Below are 17,559 nucleotides of genomic sequence, written 5' to 3'. Positions count from 1 at the left end.
CTCGTTTCTCTCTTGGTCCCAGATCAGCGCGGATAGACCTGAGGCTAGACCCCATCTGTGACGAGCGCGCACCGGGCGCCCGCCGAGTGAAGTACATCACTTCAGGCCGCCGGGTTCACTACTATCGATGACGGTTAGTCCCCGCGAATTATTCCCTTCTTGGCTCTGCGCTGCATCCCAGAGTCGCTCATAGTGACCACCGGCACGCCGCAAATCGCCGTGCCGTCCCTTCTCCACGATCCGCCCGTCGTCGATCACGACCACGAGGTCGGCCTGAGCGGCGGTCGCGAGGCGGTGCGCCACGATGACCGCCGTCCGGCGGCGGGTGAGCAGCCGGCCCGCCTCGAGCACGGTCCGCTCGGTCGCGGGATCGAGCGTCGCTGTGGCCTCGTCGAGCAACAGGAGGTCGGGGTCGACCAGCTCGGCGCGGGCCAAGGCGATCAGTTGTCGCTGCCCGGCCGACAGCCCCTGGCCGCGTTCCCCGATGGGTTGGAACATCCCGCCCCGGAATCCGGCGATGGTCGGCAGCGCCCCGACCGCGCGGGCCGCGGCCACGATCTCGTCACGGGTGGCGTCGGGTTTGCCGTAGGCGATGTTGCTCGCCACGTCCCCGAGAAGAGGTGCGCCTCCTGTGGGACCACACCGAGGCGGCCGCGGTACCGGTGCAGCGGATAGGCCCGCAGGTCGACGTCGTCGACCCGAACCGAACCGGTGCTCGGGTCGTAGAAGCGGGCGAGCAGCTTGACCACGGTCGACTTGCCCGCGCCGGTCTTGCCGACGAGCGCGACGGTGGTGCCGGACTCGATCCGTAGGTCCACCCCGCTCAGTGCCTCCCGTTCGGCGCCGCTGTAGCGGAAGCTCACCGCGCCGAAGGAGACGTCGCCGCGCAGGTGGCCCTCGATGGGAACGGTGTCGGTCTGGGTCGCGGTCTCGATCGAACTCGAGGTGCGCAGCAGGTCGCCGATGCGGCTGAGGCCGACGCTGGCCTGCTGGTAGCCGTCGAACACCTGCGAGAGCTGCTGGATGGGGCCGAACAGCAGCCCCAGGTACAGGACGAACGCGACGAGCGTCCCCGCGGTGGCGTCGCCGCTCGCGACCTCGCGCGAACCGACAAGGACAACCGCGGCAAGTGCCAGGTCGGAGAGCAGCGTGATGAACGGGAAGAAGATGGAGATCGCGAGCTGCGAGCGCATCCGGCTGCGGCGGTAGCTGTCCGCCCTGGCGGCGAAGCGTTCCGCCGCGAAGTCCTCCCGGCGGTATGCCTGTGCGGCGCGCAGGCCGGCGATGTTCTCCTGGAAGTCGGCATTCACGATGGAGATGCGTTCGCGGGAGACCGAGTACGCGACGGAGGACACCCGCCGGAAGATCAGGGTGGCGACGATCAGTGGCGGAACAACGGCGAGGGCGACGAGCGCGAGGACGACGTCGGTGAGCAGCAGCGCCACCGAGATGCCGACGACGGTCAGCACGCTGACCACGGCGGTGGACAGGCCGGTCTGGAGGAACGACGACAGCGCGTCGACGTCGGTGGTCATCCGCGTCATGATCCGGCCGGACAGCTCGCGCTCGTAGTAGTCGAGTCCGAGCCGCTGCAGGTGCGCGTAGCTGCGCACCCGCAGGCCGTAGAGAACCTTCTCGCCCGCGCGGGCGGTGATCACCGTCATCACCGCGACCACAACCCAGTTGGTGGCCACCAGCGCGATCCCCGCGAGGGTGGCCCACCACAGCGCCGACGGCTGGTCGGGGACCACGCCGTGATCGATGGCGAACTTCACGATCGACGGGAACAGCACACCCGCGAGCGAATCGAGCGCGAGGCAGACGACGACCGCGGCCAGGATCCAGCGGACCGGCCGCAGCAGCGAGGACAGTCGGAAGTCGGGATCGGGCCTGCGGAGGCCTGCGTCGTCCATCCGAGGGTTCTCGACCGCGGGCGGCAGCGCCTCGACCGCGGCCCGCAGCTCGGGGGTCGCAGCGACGTCGCCGAGGGCGCCTGCCATCGGCCCTCCGCCACCGCCTCCTCCGCCGCGGCCGGGGGCGCCGCCGTGCCCGTGCCCCGCCGACGCGGTCGGGTTGTCGGAGACGATCGCGTCGAACTCGGTGGACGGCACGGTCTCGGGCCACAGTTGGGCGTCGGTGGGTTCGGGCACCGTCGGCACCGGCGTCGGGTCCGAGCGCGCGCCTTCCGGGTCAGGGTCGGCGAGCAGCGCACGGAACAACGGACAGCGCTCGTCGAGCTCGGCGATCGTCCCGCTGTCGATGATCCGGCCCTCGTCGAGGACGGCGACCCGGTCCGCCAGGGTCAGCGTCGAGCGTCGGTGCGCCAGGATCAGCGTGGTCCGATCGCGTTGGGAGCGCAGGGTGTCGAAGATCGCGGCCTCGGTGGCTGCGTCGACGGCAGAGGTGGCGTCGTCGAGGATGAGCAGCCGGGGATCGACGAGCAGCGCGCGCGCCAGTGCGACCCGCTGGCGTTGGCCGCCGGAGAGGGTGAGCCCGCGCTCGCCGACGACGGTGTCGTAGCCGTCGGGCAGCGCCTCGATGAACTCGTCCGCCTGCGCCATCTTCGCAGCGATCGTGATCTCCTCGGCGCTGGCGTCGGAGCGGCCGAGCGCGATGTTCGCGGAGATGGTGTCGGAGAACAGGAACGGCTCGTCGAAGACCAGCCCGACGGCCTCGCGCAGCTGATCGGCGCGCAGGTCCGACACGTCGATGGCCTGTCCGTCCGAGGTGAGCCCCACGCTGCCCTCGGTTGGCGCGTAGAAGCGGGGGAGCAGCAGCGACAGCGCGGTCTTGCCGGAGCCGGCCCGACCCACGACGGCCACCGTCTCGCCGGGAGCGATGTCGAGGTCCAGGTCCCGCAGCACCTCGCGGCCGGACTCGAAGCCGAAGGTGACCCCGCGCAGCCGGACCCCGATCGGCCCGGCGGGCAACGGGATCGGCCGCGCCGGGTCCGCGACCGACGGCTCGGTGTCGATCACCTCGTAGACGCGTTCGACCGCGGCCCGCGACAGCTGGGCCATGATCACCACCGACGACAGCAGGCGGCTGATGTTCGACATGGTCGCCACGTAGGTCGCGAACGCGAGGAAGGTGCCCACCGAGATCGAGCCCTGCAGCGCCAACGCGCCGCCGAGGGCGATCACCCCGACCAGTCCGAGCTGCGGCAGCGCGGCCATCGTCGGGGTGAAGCGCGAGTTGATCCGGGCGGCCCGCATCCGTTCGGCATAGAGGTCGCGGCCGAGGCCCTCGAGGCGCTGCACCGCCCGGGCCTCCTGGCCGAACCCCTTGACCACCCGGACCCCGGTGACGGTTTCCTCGACGTGCTGTGCGAGGTCGGCGGCGCGTTGCTGGGCGGACCAGGTGGCCGCGTACAGCTTGGGCCGGATCAGCCAGACCACCAGCGAAACCGCAGGGACCACGAGCAGCGCGACGACGGTGAGCAGGGGGACAGGTAGGCCATCACCACGACCGCGAGCAGGAACTGGATCAGCGCGCCCGCGGACAGCGGGACCATGGCGAGCAGGCCCTGCACCAGCTGCAGATCGGTGATAGAGCGGGACACCACCTGTCCGGTGCGGATCTGGTCCTGGCCGGCGCCGTCGAGGCGTTGCAGCGAGCCGAGCAGTCCGAGCCGGAGATCGTGCTGCACATCGATGGAGAGCCGCCCGGCGAGCATCCGGCGGCCGAACTGGCAGCCGAACCGGACCACGGCCAGCGCCGCGATGGTCGCGGCCACGGTCGCGATCATCTCGGTTGCGCCGCTGGTGGCGTCGTCGATCGCGATCCGGGTCAGGAGTGGGAACGAGATGTCGATGATCGCGGCGATCACCGTGACCGCGAGCGCGCCGAGCACGACGGTCCGGTGCGCCCAGCATTCGGCCGTCAGCCGACGTATCCAGCCGCGTTTGCTCTTCGAGGTCACCATCGAAATCCACGGTAGCCCCGGGGTCCGACGCGGACGACTCAGCCCTAGGTGATGTCGCGGGTTCGCGTCAGCCACCAGCCGAGGCCGGCGGACAGCGCCGCCCAGGCCAGCAGCACGATCGGCGCGAGCGGCCACGGGGCGGTGTCGGAGAGCCCGTCGGTGGCCGCGCCAAGCACGGTGGACAGGGTGAGCGCGCCGGGCAACCACTGCACTACCGATCCCGCACCGAACCCGGCGAGGATCGCGCCGACGATCATCTCGCCGACCGGGTACCAGGCCAGCAGCGCGATCGCTGCGCCGATCGAGGAGGCGAACGCCAGACCCAGCCCGGCCCCGATCAGCGACCAGGCGATGGACGTCAGCACCCCGGCGGCAAACAGTTCCGCCAGCGAGCCGTCGAATTCCACGGCGCCGCCGAACGCCGTCAGGCAGATCGCCGCGAGCGCCATGGCCGCGATCGCGTACAGCGCGCCGAAGGCCGCCGTCACGATCAGTTTCGCGGCGAGCACCCGGTCCCGGTCGGAGGACGTGAGGAAGGTGGGAGTCAGTGTGCTGTATCGGAATTCGGTACCCGCGTTCACCGCGCCGAACAGGCCGGCGAACAGGGCCACCCAGCCGATGGTGATGAAGAGCCCGACGTTCGCCGCGCTGGTGGTGAGTTCGGCGTCCATGGTGGTGAGGGTGTCGTCGACCGCCGCGAAGATCGCCCCGGCGAACAGAGCGACCGCCAGCGGTGCGATCGCCAGGGCCCACCAGAAGCGCAGGGTGGTGACCTTGCGGAGTTCGGCGGTGAGCAGCGCGGTCATCGGGGACCTCCGTAATGGTGACCCGGCTGGTAGTCGGCCGCGTACCGGCCGGATGTCATCGACAGGAACACCTGCTCGAGGTCGACCGGCTCGGCTGTGGCGCCGAAGATGCGCACGCCTGCGGGCTGGGCGATGGCGGCGATCGTGTCGAGCTCGGCGCCGGTGACGGCCAGGCGGCCGTCGGGCAGCACCTGGGCGTCGGTGATCCCGTTGGCGGCCAAGGCGATCGCAAGGGTGGCGGGATCGGAGCCCGCGATCAGGATGCGGCCCTGGCGAGAGCGCCGCAGGTCGTCGATACCGCCCTGGTAGACCAGGCGGCCCTCGCTCACGATGACCAGGCGGTCGACGGTCTGCTCCACCTCGCGCAGGATGTGGCTGGAGACCAGGACCGTGCGGCCGGACCGGGCGAATGCCTTGAGGAACTCGCGCAGCCAGGCGATGCCCTCGGGGTCGAGGCCGTTCGCGGGTTCGTCGAGGACCAGCATCTTGGGGTCGCCGAGCAGCGCGGTGGCCAGCGCGAGCCGCTGCCGCATGCCGAGCGAGAAGGTGCCTGCCTTCTGGTGTGCGGCCTGTTCGAGCCCGACCAGCGCCAGGACCTGCCGGGCGCGCGAATCGGGGAGTCCGGTCGCGGCCGTGTAGACGAGGAGATGGCCGAGCGCGGTGCGGTTCGGGTGCAGGCTCAGCGAATCGAGAACCGCGCCGACCACGCGCGCGGGTTGCGTGAGCTCCGCGAACGGCACACCGGCGATGGTTGCGGTGCCCGCGGTCGGGCGCACCAGGCCCAGCAGCATGCGCAGGGTGGTGGTCTTGCCTGCGCCGTTCGGGCCGAGGAACCCGGTGATCGATCCCTGCGGCACGGTGAAGCTCAGATCCGATACGGCGTCAACGGTTTTGAACTGCTTGGACAGTCCGATCGCCTCGAGTGCCGCCGGGTATCCCCCTGCGCTCATGCCGTGCCCTCCCTCCGTGATGGGCGACAGCCTATCCGCGGAGGGAGGGGCGGGGAGATCTCCCGCGTGGTTTCAGTTCTGTACGCCGATCAGTTCTGTATGCCCAGTGCCGTGGCCAGCGCGGAGAGGGCCGGCAGCTGGTCGCCGTCGACGGGGAGCACCTGAATGGCGACATGGTTCGCGCCCGCGTCGAGGTGTTCGGTGAGGCGGGCAGCGATCGCGGCGGCATCACCGTGAGCGACGAGGGCGTCGATCACCCGGTCGCTGCCGCCGTCGGAGAGTTCGGCCTCGGTGAATCCGAGCCGGGTGAGGTTCGCGATGTAGTTCTGCAGGTGCAGGTACGGGTTCTCCACGACGGGGCGGCCGATCGCCCTTGCCGCCGCGGCGTCGGTGTCGAGCACGACCTTGTGCTCGGGTGCGAGGAGTGGTGCGGGGCCGAGCAACTCGCGTGCCTCGCGGGTGTGCTCGGGGGTGGTCAGGTAGGGGTGCGCGCCCGCGGTGCGGTCCGCCGCGAGCCTGAGCACGCGCGGTCCGAGAGCCGCGAGGACACGGCGCCCGGCGGGGACTCCGGCCGCGTCGAGTTCGTCGAGGTAGGAGACGAGTGCCTGGTAGGGCTTCGCGTAGACCTGTCCGGAGTGCTCGGGATGACCGGCGCCGATGCCGAGCAGGAACCTGCCCGGGTGGCGCGCCTCCAGCCGGTGGAACGACGCGGCGACCTCGGCGGCGGGGGAGACCCAGATGTTGGTGATCCCGGTGGCGACGGTGAGACCGGTGGTCGCGTCGAGCAGGGACTCGGCCGTCTTCAGGTCCGCGGGTGGGGAACCGCCGAGCCAGACGGTGCCGTAACCCAGACGTTCCAGCGCCTGACCGAACTCGGGAGTCGCAAAGTATGCGGGCTGCCACACACCGATTCGGCCGAGGTCGGGGGTTTCTTCGATGACGCTCATGGGCTCTCCGTCCGATTGGCTTGCCATAGGGGTGCTTTGCGCAACCCCGCGATGCCGGCGTTCATTCCGGCAGCTGATTCGGCGATCCTCGGAGGGTCGTAGCCTGCTGATCATGGTGGTTACCGGGGGCAAAGATCGGCTGCTCGTGCTGCGCGCGAGCCTCACGCTGGCCGTCGCCATGGGGCTGGGCCGGTTCGCGTTCACGCCGATCCTGCCGTTGATGGTGGGTCAGACGGGGCTGACCGCGGAGTCCGCGGCCACGCTGGCGACGGCGAACTACCTCGGCTATCTGGTGGGTGCGGTGGCGGCGATCTTCGCGCATTGGATTCCCAGGAGCAGGGCGGCGCTGCGGGTCTCGCTTGTCCTGCTGATCGCGACCCTGGCGCTGATGCCTGCGGCGGAGTCGATGTCGCTGTGGCTGACGTTGCGGTTCCTGGCCGGTGTCGCCAGCGCGGTGCTGTTCGTGTTCACCGCGCGGGTGGCGCACCAGCAGGTCACGGGCGGCGGGGACGGTGTCGGCTGGGTGTTCGGTGGCATCGGGGCCGGAATCGCGTTGTCCGGCTGCGCGCTTCTCGCGTTGGGGTCGGGCGGATCGTGGCGGGTGAGTTGGCTGGTGGTGGCCGCATTGGCGGCGGTGCTGGCTTTGTTCGCGTGGTCGCTGCCGGGCGGTGAACCCGCAACCGCGACCTCGGCGGGCAGGCGGTCGCCGGTGTCGCGCCGGGACCGGACGCGATTCGCCTGGCTGATGGCGGCCTACTTCTGCGAGGGAATCGGCTACATCGTGTCCGCCACCTTCATCGTCGCCGCGGTGGCCTCCATCGGAACGGCGACCTGGTTGGGCAGCGCGGTGTGGATCGCGGTCGGGCTGGCCGGGCTGCCGTCGTGCGTGCTGTGGATCAGGCTGTCACGCAGGCACTCCCGGGTGGCGATGCTCGCGGTGGCGTTCGCCGTCCAGATCACCGGGGTGGGGGCCTCTGCCCTGTTCGATTCGACGGCGGTGCAATTACTGGCGGCGTTGGCCTTCGGCGGCACGTTCATGGGAATCGTGATGCTGACGCTCGCGGAGGGCACGGAGCTGGTGGGCCCGCGTGCCCCCGCGATCGGCACCGCGCTGTACGGGCTCGGCCAGGTGCTCGGCCCGCTGATGGTGGCCCCGTTGCTCGACACCGGGTACTCGCGGTCGCTCGCCGTCGCGGCGGGAATCCTGGTGCTCGGGTTGGCGTTCCTGGTGCCGCTGCTCCGTTCTGCTCGGGCGGAGGTGCCGGAGTCGGAGCAGGTGGTCGCGCGCTAGTTGAGTCCTGCATAGGAGTGCAGGCCCGAGACGACGAAGTTGATAGCGAACATGTTGAACAGTGTGGTGGCCAGTGCCGCGACGTTGATCCACGACGCGCGAAGGGTCCCCCACCCGCTCGTAGCTCGCGCGTGTAGATAGGCGGCGTAGAGCACCCACGCGATGAAGGAAACGGTCTCCTTCGGATCCCAGCCCCAGAAGCGTCCCCATGCGGCTTCGGCCCAGATCGCGCCGCAGATGACTCCGATGGTGTACAGCGGGAAGCCGACGATGGTCGTGCGGTAGGCGACTCGATCGAGCAGGTCTGCGGATGGAAGTCGGTTGGCGATCCAGACTTTCGGGCCGCGGTCGTTGGCGTGTCCGTGGACGGCGACGATGTGGAGCAGGCTGGCTGTGCTGGCGAACGTGAGGATCCCGCAGGCGGACACGATGATGGTGACGTGGATGGCGATCCAGTAGGAGCGCAGCGCCGGCACGAGGGGAGCGGCGTCGTTGTACATCGCCGCTGCTGCGATGAACAGGAGTACGACCACCGGAGCGAGTACGAACACCGTCAGGTTGCGGATCGGGTACTTCCGCACCGCGACCAGCCAGCACACGACAGTCGCTGCGCACAAGAACAGTGCGTACTCGTAGAGGTTGCCCAGCGGCCAGCGGTCGGTCGCCAGGCCACGCAGGACGATCGCGGCCGCGTTCAGTGCCAGGGCGACGAGCGTGACCGCGATGGCGGCATGTCCAGCTCGCTCGCTTGGCGGGCGGCTGCTGTCCGCAGCCGAGATCCGCCCCGGCATATCCGGGGCTGATGCGCCGACAATGGCCACGGCCCGCACCTGGGCGTCCGCTGCGGCGCGGCGGCGAACGGAAGTGCCCGCAAATCGAATGCCGAAAGACCCAGAGCAAGAACGTAGATCGCGAACGCGGACGCGAACGCGAAGTCGCTGTACTGCGCCAGTGTGGTGTCGACCGGCATGAGGCCCCCCTCGCAACTCATCGGCTACTACGGTGGATAGTAGACGACTCGGCGCTGGGCCGAACTTCGTGCAAGTTCTGATTTATGTCGGACCCCCGGCGTAGTATCGAATGTATGTTCGAGAACGGTGGCGTGGTCGGGGTTGGCGAGGTGAGGTCCGGTGTCGAGGCGGAGGTCGCCTCGTTGCTGGCCGATGTCGCTGCCCTCGACGAGGTGGCCTGGTCCTGCCGGGCGGAGAATCGGTTCGCGGCGCGGAAGGTGTTGGCGGCGGGCCGGTTCTGGGAGTCGTGGATCGAGCGCGATGTGCGGTTGGGGTCGGGTGACATCGTCGATTGCGGCAACGGTGCGATCGCGGAGTTGGCGGTGCGGATGGGCTGCTCGAAGACCGTCGCCGAGTCCCACGCCGCGCTGGGCATGGACCTACGGTTGCGGCTGCCCCTGGCCCGCTCCGCGTTCGAGTCCGGTGAGCTGGATCTGCCGCGGGTGCGGGCGATCAGTCGCGAGACGACGGGACTGAAACCGGAGACGGTGGCCGCGCTGGAGCCGGGGATCGTGGCGGCCGCGCGGCGGCTGACGCCGGGCCCGCTCGCCGGTGAGATCGGACGGCTGGTGGCCGAGTTCTCGGCGGAGGAGGCGGCCGCGCAACGGGAAACCGCGCAGGAGTTGGGGCGCCGCATCGTCAAGCGTTCCCGCGGCACCATCTCCACCATCGAGGTGAATGTGTCGCCGGAGGAGGCCGAGCAGGTGATGCAGCTGGTCGCCGAGTTCGCGGCCACGGTCTGCCCGCATGACAAGCGCGGCAAGCAGTGCCGGCTGGTGGATTCGGTGATGGCGATCATGCACGGCGAGCCGTACCTGCGGTGCAGCTGCGACCGAGAGGACTGTACCCAGGCGGGCCGGGCCGCGCTGCCCGGTCGGCGGGCGCCGCTGACGCAGATCACCATCGATGTCGCGACGCTGGTGGGGTTGCTGTCTGAGCCCGCGTACCTGCACGGGCACGGGCTGATCGACCCGGAGCTGGCACGCAAGCTGGCCGCGGACGGGACGTGGCAGGCACTGCTCACCGAGGCACTGAACCTGGCCGAGGAGCTCGGGCTGATCGCCCATGACGAGGACGCCGCCGGTTGCGGCGACCGCGCGGCCACAGGAACTGTCAATGACATTGCCCCGGAGCCGGAGCCGGAGCCGGAGCCGGAGCGGGAGCGGGGGCCAGCCCCGGACGTTGTCGACGAGCCAGAAGATGAAACTGCTGGCGAGAAGTCTGCCCACATCACGGCCGACCCGCCCGGCCTCGAGGCATCGCCCCCACCGCTCCCGCCGCGGTTCTGCGTGCGGTCGTTCCTCGCCCGCGGCGGTCGCCGAAAAGCCGGCTACATCCCCGAATTCGGTATGGCACCTCCACCGCGATCGTGCACTTCACCACCACCACCACCACCACCGGCCAGCGTCGGTACCATCACCGACGCGATCCTCGCCGCCATCGAAGCCGACCCCACCCTCGCCCGACCACAACACCCCGACGGACACGGCGGCCTCACCACCCCACCCGTCGGAGCCCTCACCTACCGACCCGACGCCGCCACCACCGCGCTCGTCCACGCCCGCGACGGCCACTGCCGATTCCCCGGCTGCACCCGCCCCGCCACCGGATGCCAACTCGACCACATCATCGAATACCGCGCTCACGACCCCATCGCCGGCGGCTGGACCATCGCCACCAACCTGCAATGCCTCTGCCAGTTCCATCATCAACTCAAAACCCTCGGCCTCTGGACAGTCACCGCACTACCCGGCCACGCCCTTCTCTGGACCTCCCGCACAGGCACCACCGCCCTCACCCTCCCCGCAGGCGCCCACGGCAGCCACACCCTCACCAGCCCGGCCCCGCGGATCACCGGCCGCCGCGGCCACACCCCACCGCCGCTACCAGCGACATCACCGGACCCGCCACCGTTCTGAAGGACGCCGGCACTGACGCAGTGCGAGCTGCCCGCTCTCGCCTGACGTCCATGCCCACGCAGGTATGCGTCGTAAGCTCGCGGCCCGTGTGCGTGCCTTGCGCGGTGTGCCGGCGGACCCCGATCGAGCGCGCCGACCAACAGCATTCATGGAACCGCGACGACCAATTGACCCGCACCGTTCTCGGATGAACTAGCCCGAGATGATGGGATGTACTAGGCCGAGATGATGGTCAGAACGTTGCGGGATCCCACACGTAGAACCCTAGGGGCGGGTTGATGCTGCCCAGGTTCGCACTGGCCATGGTGATCCGGTGCTTCTTGCCCCACGGGTCGAGCTGGTAGACCTGGGTGACGCCGTGCCAGGACGCGCAGAACATCTCGGCCGTGCCGAACGGGCTGAGAACGACGTCCGTGGTGGGCGAGGCCTGCTCCCACGGGAGCCGGAACCGATCGCTGCACGGTCCGTGCTCTACGAGGTTGCCGAAGTCCTGAGCCGCTGCCGTTGGCGCCAGCGGACTGGCCAAGCCGATGGCCAGCACACTGGCCGCGACGAATCCCGAACGCTTCATACGACAAACCCCCAAAACGTAGTCGTTGGTCTGTTTTTCGAACAAGGGACCGTTGGCGTTACAGCGCGATGGATCGTCGTCGACCGGTGCGCGTCGCGCTCACTCGAACGATGCCCCTACTTACGATCAAACATCTCGGTTGGGAGTGTCGAGATGCTGCCGACGTTTGTGCGTGACCGACCAGTCGAAGTCGAATCCAGCGGTTACACGCACAGTCAGTCCGGACCCAGTGTGAGGTCGGCGATGGACGGTGCCGAGCACGACCCGGCTTCGGATGTAGGAGGGCTTCCTGTATTCATCCCGTACCTGTCAGCTGACCTCGGCGAGGGACCGACGGCGGGCCGGAACGGGATTCCGCCCCGACCCGCCTTCGCGCTCGACTACTGCCCGAGCATCGCCTTCATCTGGGTGATCTCGGTCTGCTGGCCTGCGATGATCTTCTTCGCGAGCTCCTGGACCTGCTCGCTCTGTCCGTCGGTCAGGATCGCGGACGAGGAATCCACCGCGCCCTGATGGTGGGCGATCATCATCTCCAGCCACGCCCGGTCGAAATCGGCCCCCGACGACTGCTCGAGCTGCGTCATCTGCTCCGTCGTCATCATCCCGTCGCCGCCGTCGCCGTGGCCCATGTCGGCGTGGCTCATCTCGGCTGCCATCGTCGGCACGCCCCACTCGGTGAGCCACCCCGTCATCTGCACGATCTCGGGGTCCTGGGCGGCCTTGATCTGGCCGGCGAGCGCCAGCAGTTCCGCGTTCTCGGTGCGGCCCTCGGCCAGCGCCGCCATCTCCACGGCCTGCTGGTGGTGCGGAATCATCATCTGCACCCACATGACATCGGCGTTGTTATGTGTGCCCGACTCCGCGGACTGCGCCGCACTCGAGGTCATCGACGTCGAGCCCATCGAATCCATCGAGTGGCCAGATCCGGAGTCGTCATTGGAGCAGCCCGCGATCAGAGCGACGGCGGCAGCGGCCGCGGCGATCAGGCCTGTGGTCTTGGTACGTGTGTTCATCGTTCTTCCTTGGTCTTTCGAGTGGAACAGTGGCCGAACTGCGTCGAGCACGACGCAGTGGCCCTGTCAGACCCGCAGAAGGCACAAGGTGGCAAGGCGACTAGAGGTGGGCACGGCAAACGGCGGCCCGCGACCGGTGTAGGTGACCGCGGACCGGCCGCGGCGCATCCGGGTGCCCGCGCCCGACGGCAGGCCGAACGCGATCAGGGACATCGCCAGCAGCACTGCCGAGAGCAGGACGGCGACGCACGCGTTGAGCATGTGGTGGCCGCCGGTGTGGTCGGCCGGCTGTTGGTCCGCAGGTGCTGCCACAGGGGCTGAGGTCTCGACATGTGATGGCAGCTGGTCGGGTGCCATGTCGGTGGATGCGGATCGAGCCATCGCCCCATGCATGTCCATCGCAGGCGCGCCGACTGACGCAGCCGAACCGTGCGCCTGCCCGGCGTCCTGCACGGCCGCGGCCACGTGATGCATCGCCAGCAGGCCGCAGACCAGCGCGCCGAGGAGCAGTGCGCACGACAGTGCGGCGCGCTGCGGGGCGAGGCGGAGCCGGTCCATTCCTAGACCATACCCTGCGGGGGTCAGGTAGTAAGCTCCAGCGGCCACCGCGCGGGTGCGGGCCCGAAGGCGTCGCGAGCGTTGTTGATCACGCCCTTGCCGATCACCCGGTTGCCCGTGCCGCCGATCGCCGCTCCGATACCCGCGGGTACCAGTTTGCCCAGGATCAGCGCACTACGACGGGCCGCGTACTTGGTGACGAACTTGTGGATCAGTTTCCGGTTCATCCCCGACATCGTCTGCGCCGGGAGTCGGTTGGTGATGAGCGAGCCCCAGTTCTTCGTGGTCGCGCCGACGGCCTTCTCCACGATCTCCATGCCAGAGGCGCCCAGCGCCACCGCGAGGACCAGCGCTCGGCGCTGCTCGTGCTGCTGCACCGAGATGCCGTGCACCGAGGCGATCGCCAGTGTCAACAGGGCCGAGGCCTCCAGGAAGAACACCGACTCCGCGCCGACTGCCGCGATCGAGCCGACCGTGCCGATGCCGGGCACCGCCGCGGCCGCGCCCACCGCGCCGCCGCTGCCGGTCACAGCGGTGAGGAAGATCTTCTCCATCCGCTCGATGATCTGCTGGGGATTCTCGTCGGGATGGGCGCGGCGAACCCGGTCCACGTACTTCTGGATCGCAGGTCCCTGCAGCTTGGCGCCATTGTCGAGCAGCGACACGATGACCTGCTCGATACGTCCCAGCTTGTCCGCCATGGTCTTCCCCTCCGTCACGGCCAGCACCGTCCGCGGCCGAACTCCTGTCCAACGGTCAGCCTCGTCACGTTTGTTCCTGGCCCGGGCACGTCATCCCTGGATGCGACGCAGATCACTGCCTACGCTGAGTTCATGACCGGGCACTCGGAGGGTAGACGGGCGTCGCCCGCACTGGCCCTGCGCCCGTTCGTCGGTCCCTACGAGGGCTATCGACTGACCGGGTTCGAGCCCGGCTCGCACCTGGGACTGCCCTCGCCGTACCTGACGGTGATCATCGCGCTCGACGCCCCGCTCGAGCTCGCACGGATGTCCGATCCGCGGCAGCAGCCCGGCGCCTGGGCCACCCTGGCCAGCGGCCTGTCCACCGCGCCGGTGACGATCCGGCACGACGGCAACCAGCACGGTGTCCAGCTCGCCCTCACCCCGGCCGGCTCCAGGGCGCTCCTCGGTGTGCCCGCCGCAGAGCTCGGCGCCTGGGTCGTCGAGCTCGAGGACCTGCTCGGCGCCGACGCCGACGAGCTGAGCGACCGGATCGCGGCGCAGCCCTCCTGGGAGGCCAGGTTCGCGGTGCTCGACGACGTGCTGTCCCGCCGCCTCGCCGACGCCGAGATCGACCCACACCTCGCGCACGCGTGGCAGCTCCTGACAGCCGGCGACGGTGTGGTGCGGGTGGGCCAGGTGGCCCGCGAGGTCGGTTGGAGCAGAAGGCACCTGGTCGGCCGGTTCGCCGCCGAGTTCGGAATCAGCCCCAAGGAGGCGGCAAAGCTGGCTCGCTTCCACCGCTCGCACCAACTCCTGCGCAGCAGGCCGTCCATCTCGCTCGCCGACGCCGCAGTCCGGTGCGGCTTCTACGACCAGGCCCACCTGGCGCGCGATTGGCGGGACATCGTCGGGATCCCGCCCTCGAGGTGGCGGGCCGAGGAGCTGTTCTCATTCATCCAAGCGGACCAGACGTCGGAAGGAGCAGTGTCGAGGGCATGAGCACACAGACGACAAACACCACCACCATCTGGCCCACGCTCAGCTACGCGAACGCGCGAGGGGCCATCGCGTTCCTCGTGAAGGCCTTCGGATTCATCGAGACCGCCGTCTACGGCGAGGGGGAGCGGGTCGACCACGCCCAGCTCGACTGGCCGGGTGGCGGCGGCGTCATGCTCGGCTCGCAACGCCCGGACTCCGCGGTGGGGACCTGCCGACGGGGGTCGGCTCGGTGTACATCGTCGTCCCGGATCCCGACGCGCTGTACAGGCGTGCCGTCGACGCCGGGGCCACCATCGTGAAGGGGCTGACCGACGAGGACTACGGCTCGCGCGGATTCACCTGCCGGGACCCCGAAGGGGTGTACTGGAGCTTCGGCACTTACGCAGGAGAGCCGCCCAGGACCCAGTGATCGGCGGGGACCACCTCGTCGGGCTTCGGCGGATGCGGCGGCGTGCCGTCGCCGAACGGTCTGCCGCCCAACGCTTCCCGTCCGTGCGGCTCGAGCCAGTTGGCGAGATCCGGTCCCTTGGGGATGATCTGGGTCGGGTTCACGTCGGAGTGCACCACGTAGTAGTGCTTCTTGATCTGCGCGAAGTCGATGGTGTCGCCGAAGCCGGGCGTCTGGAACAGGTCTCGTGCGTAGTCCCACAGCACGTGCATCTCGGTGAGCTTGCTGCGGTTGCACTTGAAGTGCCCGTGGTAGACCGGATCGAACCGGACCAGGGTAGTGAACAGTCGGACGTCCGCCTCGGTGATGGTGTCGCCCACCAGGAATCGCTGCGTCGCGAGCCGGTGGGTCAGCCAGTCCAACCTCGCGAAGAGACGGTCATAGGCCTCGTCGTACGAATCCTGGGTGCCGGCGAATCCGCAGCGGTACACGCCGTTGTTGACGTCCTTGAACACCAGCTCGGCGACCTCGTCGATCTCCGGTCGCAGCGCCTCCGGGTACAGGTCGGGTGCGCCCTCGCGGTGGTACACCTTCCACTCGGTCGCGAGGTCGAGAGTGATCTGCGGATAGTTGTTGGTCACCACCTGACCGGTCGGGATGTCGACGATCGCGGGCACCGTGATCCCGCGCGGATAGTCGGGGAAGCGGGCGAAGTACGCGTCCTGCAGGCGCGGGATCTTCAGCACCGGGTCCAGCCCGCCCGGATCGAGGTCGAAGGTCCAGCTCCGCTGGTCGTGGGTCGGCCCGCAGATGCCCATCGACAGGACGCCCTCGAGGCCGAGCAGGCGCCGCACGATGATGGCCCGATTCGCCCAGGGGCAGGCTCGCGCGACGACGAGTCGGTAGCGACCGGGTTCGACCGGATAGCCGTCGCGGCCGTCCGCGGTGATCCGGGTGGTGATGTAGCGGGTGTCGCGGGTGAACTCCTGGCCCGCTTCGACGTACGAGCCGGTGGTGCTGTTCTCGTCGGTCACTGTTCATCAACTCCGTCGACGGTGGGCAACAATCACACGGTACTTCGCGGGAGCGTGGCCGCGGTATGGACACCCAGCTCCTCGTAGCCCAGCGACGCGGCCAGCCGGCGCGAGGCCGTGTTGCCGGGGTGGCTGCGCCACTGGGGGATCAGACCGGCGTCGATCGCGTCGTTCGTCGTCAGCCGGGCCACCACGGCTCCGTGTCCGCGCCTGCGATGGTCCGGCGACGTGAGCGTGCCCATGTGGGCCAGGATGCCCTGCCATTCCGAGTACCCGGACGAGGCCAGTGGCGTCCCGGCGGCATCGACGAGCGTGAACCAGTTCCGCTTGCCGGTGAGGTCGGCCTCCGCCGCATCGTCGGGCGGGCAGGCCGACTGCAGGGCCAGCACGTGTTCGAGGTCGTGCGAGATCAACGGGTCCTCGCGGCCGATCTCGGTGCCCACGTCGGCGGCGAAGGACAGCAGCCGCGGGCCGGAACAGCTGCCGCCGTGGTCCTTGGTGATCGTGAGCATCGTCGAGCCGTCGGTCAGTTCATCGTCGCTGTAACGCTCCGCCCGTTCGATCGCCCAGTCCGGGCCGACCAGCGCGCTCGCCCCAGCCAGTCGGAGGAACCGGACCCGGTCGGAACTCTGGTCCACCCGGATATGCCGGGTACCCGGCCGGACCAGGCCGAGGTCCGGCAGTCCCAGTTCCCTGGCCCAGGCCAGGGCGATGATGTCGATCTGATGGGCGTCCACCCTCGCCACGGTATCGGTCCCTGCGCGCGGCGCACGCCGGCCACAGCATCGCCGCCCAGCCGACGACGACGAGCACCGCGGCGATCACGTCGCTCGGCCGGTGCCACTGGCAGATCATCACCGCGGACCCGGCCGCGGCGGCAGCCCCACACATCAGCGCGGCCGCCGCCGACCGCGAGCCCGGGGTCAGGACCATCGCCAACCCGACGGCCAGCGAGGTGATCACGGTGACGTGTCCACTGGGCAGCGTGTTCTGCGCGCCCCAGCCGAGGTACGGCCGATCGAGCAGCACCTTGACCGCCTGCGTGGTGAGGTTCGCGCCCGCGATCACCGCCAACGCGACGACGATCGAGCGCGGTCGACGACGGATCAGCCCGATGAGGACGATCGCGCCGATCGCCGCGGCGATGACCGTTGCGTTCACCGCGCCGAGCAGGGCGAAGCCCGCCTCGTGCCAGAAGTCGGGTGCGGCGTTCGCGGTGCGCATGATCTGCTGGTCGAGGAGCTGGCCACCCTCGGTGGTGACGAACACCGAGTGCACCAGCATCAGCGCGACCGCGCACATCGCCGCGATCGTCGCGCCCGGGATGAACCGCGGTACGCGGCCACGGGCCTTCGCCTTCGGGGTCCACATTCGGATCAGGATGCCGCGCCCACATGAGAGCTTCATGAGAAAGCTGTTGCCGACGATGCTTCCGCGCCGTATATTCCATCTGGATTAATTGGTA

14 protein-coding genes and 2 pseudogenes are annotated in these 17,559 nt (G+C 69.4%); 4 read left to right on the top strand and 12 right to left on the bottom strand.

Going from position 1 to position 17,559, the window contains the following annotated elements:
* Positions 1 to 96: 96 nt before the first annotated feature.
* The 4 genes and pseudogenes from BTZ20_RS18920 to BTZ20_RS18905 form a co-directional block, all read right to left on the bottom strand.
* Positions 97 to 3,925: pseudogene (locus BTZ20_RS18920) on the bottom strand (ABC transporter ATP-binding protein).
* 44 nt (positions 3,926 to 3,969) lie between these two features.
* The gene (locus tag BTZ20_RS18915; protein WP_077042413.1) at positions 3,970 to 4,731 is read right to left on the bottom strand and encodes an ABC transporter permease; all 762 of its coding nucleotides are present in this window, start codon (positions 4,729 to 4,731) and stop codon (positions 3,970 to 3,972) included.
* Positions 4,728 to 5,681 (bottom strand): ABC transporter ATP-binding protein, encoded by a 954-nt coding sequence (locus tag BTZ20_RS18910; protein WP_083742754.1) that lies wholly within the window; start codon positions 5,679 to 5,681, stop codon positions 4,728 to 4,730. The genes BTZ20_RS18915 and BTZ20_RS18910 overlap by 4 nt, the downstream gene beginning before the upstream one ends.
* An 89-nt stretch (positions 5,682 to 5,770) precedes the next feature.
* Positions 5,771 to 6,628 (bottom strand): LLM class F420-dependent oxidoreductase, encoded by an 858-nt coding sequence (locus BTZ20_RS18905; RefSeq protein ID WP_077042412.1) that lies wholly within the window; start codon positions 6,626 to 6,628, stop codon positions 5,771 to 5,773.
* Positions 6,629 to 6,740: 112 nt separating this feature from the next.
* On the opposite strand from BTZ20_RS18905, the gene BTZ20_RS18900 reads away from it, so the two are divergent.
* On the top strand, positions 6,741 to 7,919 hold the full coding sequence (locus tag BTZ20_RS18900; RefSeq protein ID WP_077042411.1) for a YbfB/YjiJ family MFS transporter: 1,179 nt from the start codon (positions 6,741 to 6,743) through the stop codon (positions 7,917 to 7,919).
* On the opposite strand, the pseudogene ccsB reads toward BTZ20_RS18900, so the two are convergent.
* Positions 7,916 to 8,889 (bottom strand): annotated as a pseudogene (gene ccsB, locus BTZ20_RS18895) (c-type cytochrome biogenesis protein CcsB). The gene BTZ20_RS18900 and the pseudogene ccsB overlap by 4 nt on opposite strands.
* 114 nt (positions 8,890 to 9,003) lie before the next feature.
* Here ccsB and BTZ20_RS18890 point away from each other — a divergent pair.
* Complete coding sequence (locus tag BTZ20_RS18890) at positions 9,004 to 10,848, top strand: HNH endonuclease signature motif containing protein (protein WP_077042410.1); 1,845 nt, start codon at positions 9,004 to 9,006, stop codon at positions 10,846 to 10,848.
* 232 nt (positions 10,849 to 11,080) lie between these two features.
* On the opposite strand, the gene BTZ20_RS18885 is transcribed toward BTZ20_RS18890, so the two are convergent.
* The 4 genes from BTZ20_RS18885 to BTZ20_RS18870 form a co-directional block, all read right to left on the bottom strand.
* On the bottom strand, positions 11,081 to 11,419 hold the full coding sequence (locus BTZ20_RS18885) for a hypothetical protein (protein WP_077042409.1): 339 nt from the start codon (positions 11,417 to 11,419) through the stop codon (positions 11,081 to 11,083).
* A gap of 380 nt (positions 11,420 to 11,799) precedes the next feature.
* The gene (locus BTZ20_RS18880; protein WP_077042408.1) at positions 11,800 to 12,432 is read right to left on the bottom strand and encodes a DUF305 domain-containing protein; all 633 of its coding nucleotides are present in this window, start codon (positions 12,430 to 12,432) and stop codon (positions 11,800 to 11,802) included.
* Between the two features lie 66 nt (positions 12,433 to 12,498).
* Positions 12,499 to 12,990, bottom strand: coding sequence for a hypothetical protein (locus BTZ20_RS18875; RefSeq protein ID WP_077042407.1), 492 nt, complete (start codon positions 12,988 to 12,990; stop codon positions 12,499 to 12,501).
* 23 nt (positions 12,991 to 13,013) lie between these two features.
* Positions 13,014 to 13,691 carry a hypothetical protein gene (locus tag BTZ20_RS18870; protein ID WP_077043822.1) on the bottom strand — a complete coding sequence of 226 codons (678 nt, stop codon included), beginning with the start codon at positions 13,689 to 13,691 and terminating at the stop codon, positions 13,014 to 13,016.
* A 132-nt stretch (positions 13,692 to 13,823) separates the two neighbouring features.
* Between BTZ20_RS18870 and BTZ20_RS28375 the strand changes: the two genes are divergently transcribed.
* Complete coding sequence (locus BTZ20_RS28375; protein ID WP_077042406.1) at positions 13,824 to 14,672, top strand: helix-turn-helix domain-containing protein; 849 nt, start codon at positions 13,824 to 13,826, stop codon at positions 14,670 to 14,672.
* Complete coding sequence (locus tag BTZ20_RS26880) at positions 14,566 to 15,081, top strand: VOC family protein (RefSeq protein WP_223263829.1); 516 nt, start codon at positions 14,566 to 14,568, stop codon at positions 15,079 to 15,081. Before BTZ20_RS28375 ends, BTZ20_RS26880 begins: the two co-directional genes overlap by 107 nt.
* Here BTZ20_RS26880 and BTZ20_RS18855 read toward each other — a convergent pair.
* The 3 genes from BTZ20_RS18855 to BTZ20_RS28370 are packed head-to-tail and all read right to left on the bottom strand — an operon-like array spanning position 15,051 to position 17,465.
* Positions 15,051 to 16,094 carry a glutathione S-transferase family protein gene (locus BTZ20_RS18855; protein ID WP_077042405.1) on the bottom strand — a complete coding sequence of 348 codons (1,044 nt, stop codon included), beginning with the start codon at positions 16,092 to 16,094 and terminating at the stop codon, positions 15,051 to 15,053. The genes BTZ20_RS26880 and BTZ20_RS18855 overlap by 31 nt on opposite strands.
* A 32-nt stretch (positions 16,095 to 16,126) precedes the next feature.
* Positions 16,127 to 16,606 carry a GNAT family N-acetyltransferase gene (locus BTZ20_RS18850; protein WP_223263411.1) on the bottom strand — a complete coding sequence of 160 codons (480 nt, stop codon included), beginning with the start codon at positions 16,604 to 16,606 and terminating at the stop codon, positions 16,127 to 16,129.
* Between the two features lie 19 nt (positions 16,607 to 16,625).
* Positions 16,626 to 17,465: a phosphatase PAP2 family protein gene (locus BTZ20_RS28370; RefSeq protein ID WP_223263410.1), complete on the bottom strand. Its 840-nt coding sequence runs from the start codon at positions 17,463 to 17,465 to the stop codon at positions 16,626 to 16,628.
* Between the last annotated feature and the right edge of the window lie 94 nt (positions 17,466 to 17,559).

Origin of the sequence: Rhodococcus sp. MTM3W5.2 (assembly GCF_001984015.1) — a bacterium.
Lineage (GTDB): Bacteria > Actinomycetota > Actinomycetes > Mycobacteriales > Mycobacteriaceae > Rhodococcus_G > Rhodococcus_G oryzae.
The sequence above is the reverse complement of the archived record's forward strand: the minus strand, read 5'-3'. Positions and strand labels throughout refer to the sequence as shown.

Excerpts from the sequence above, each read along its gene's own strand:
- BTZ20_RS18850 (WP_223263411.1), bottom strand. The coding sequence starts at position 16,606 with ATGCTCACGATCACCAAGGACCACGGCGGCAGCTGTTCCGGCCCGCGG.
- BTZ20_RS18915 (WP_077042413.1), bottom strand. The coding sequence starts at position 4,731 with ATGACCGCGCTGCTCACCGCCGAACTCCGCAAGGTCACCACCCTGCGC.
- BTZ20_RS28375 (WP_077042406.1), top strand. The coding sequence starts at position 13,824 with ATGACCGGGCACTCGGAGGGTAGACGGGCGTCGCCCGCACTGGCCCTG.
- BTZ20_RS18870 (WP_077043822.1), bottom strand. The coding sequence starts at position 13,691 with ATGGCGGACAAGCTGGGACGTATCGAGCAGGTCATCGTGTCGCTGCTC.
- BTZ20_RS18885 (WP_077042409.1), bottom strand. The coding sequence starts at position 11,419 with ATGAAGCGTTCGGGATTCGTCGCGGCCAGTGTGCTGGCCATCGGCTTG.
- BTZ20_RS18910 (WP_083742754.1), bottom strand. The coding sequence starts at position 5,681 with ATGAGCGCAGGGGGATACCCGGCGGCACTCGAGGCGATCGGACTGTCC.
- BTZ20_RS18875 (WP_077042407.1), bottom strand. The coding sequence starts at position 12,990 with ATGGACCGGCTCCGCCTCGCCCCGCAGCGCGCCGCACTGTCGTGCGCA.
- BTZ20_RS18880 (WP_077042408.1), bottom strand. The coding sequence starts at position 12,432 with ATGAACACACGTACCAAGACCACAGGCCTGATCGCCGCGGCCGCTGCC.
- BTZ20_RS18905 (WP_077042412.1), bottom strand. The coding sequence starts at position 6,628 with ATGAGCGTCATCGAAGAAACCCCCGACCTCGGCCGAATCGGTGTGTGG.
- BTZ20_RS18890 (WP_077042410.1), top strand. The coding sequence starts at position 9,004 with ATGTTCGAGAACGGTGGCGTGGTCGGGGTTGGCGAGGTGAGGTCCGGT.
- BTZ20_RS18900 (WP_077042411.1), top strand. The coding sequence starts at position 6,741 with ATGGTGGTTACCGGGGGCAAAGATCGGCTGCTCGTGCTGCGCGCGAGC.
- BTZ20_RS28370 (WP_223263410.1), bottom strand. The coding sequence starts at position 17,465 with ATGTGGACCCCGAAGGCGAAGGCCCGTGGCCGCGTACCGCGGTTCATC.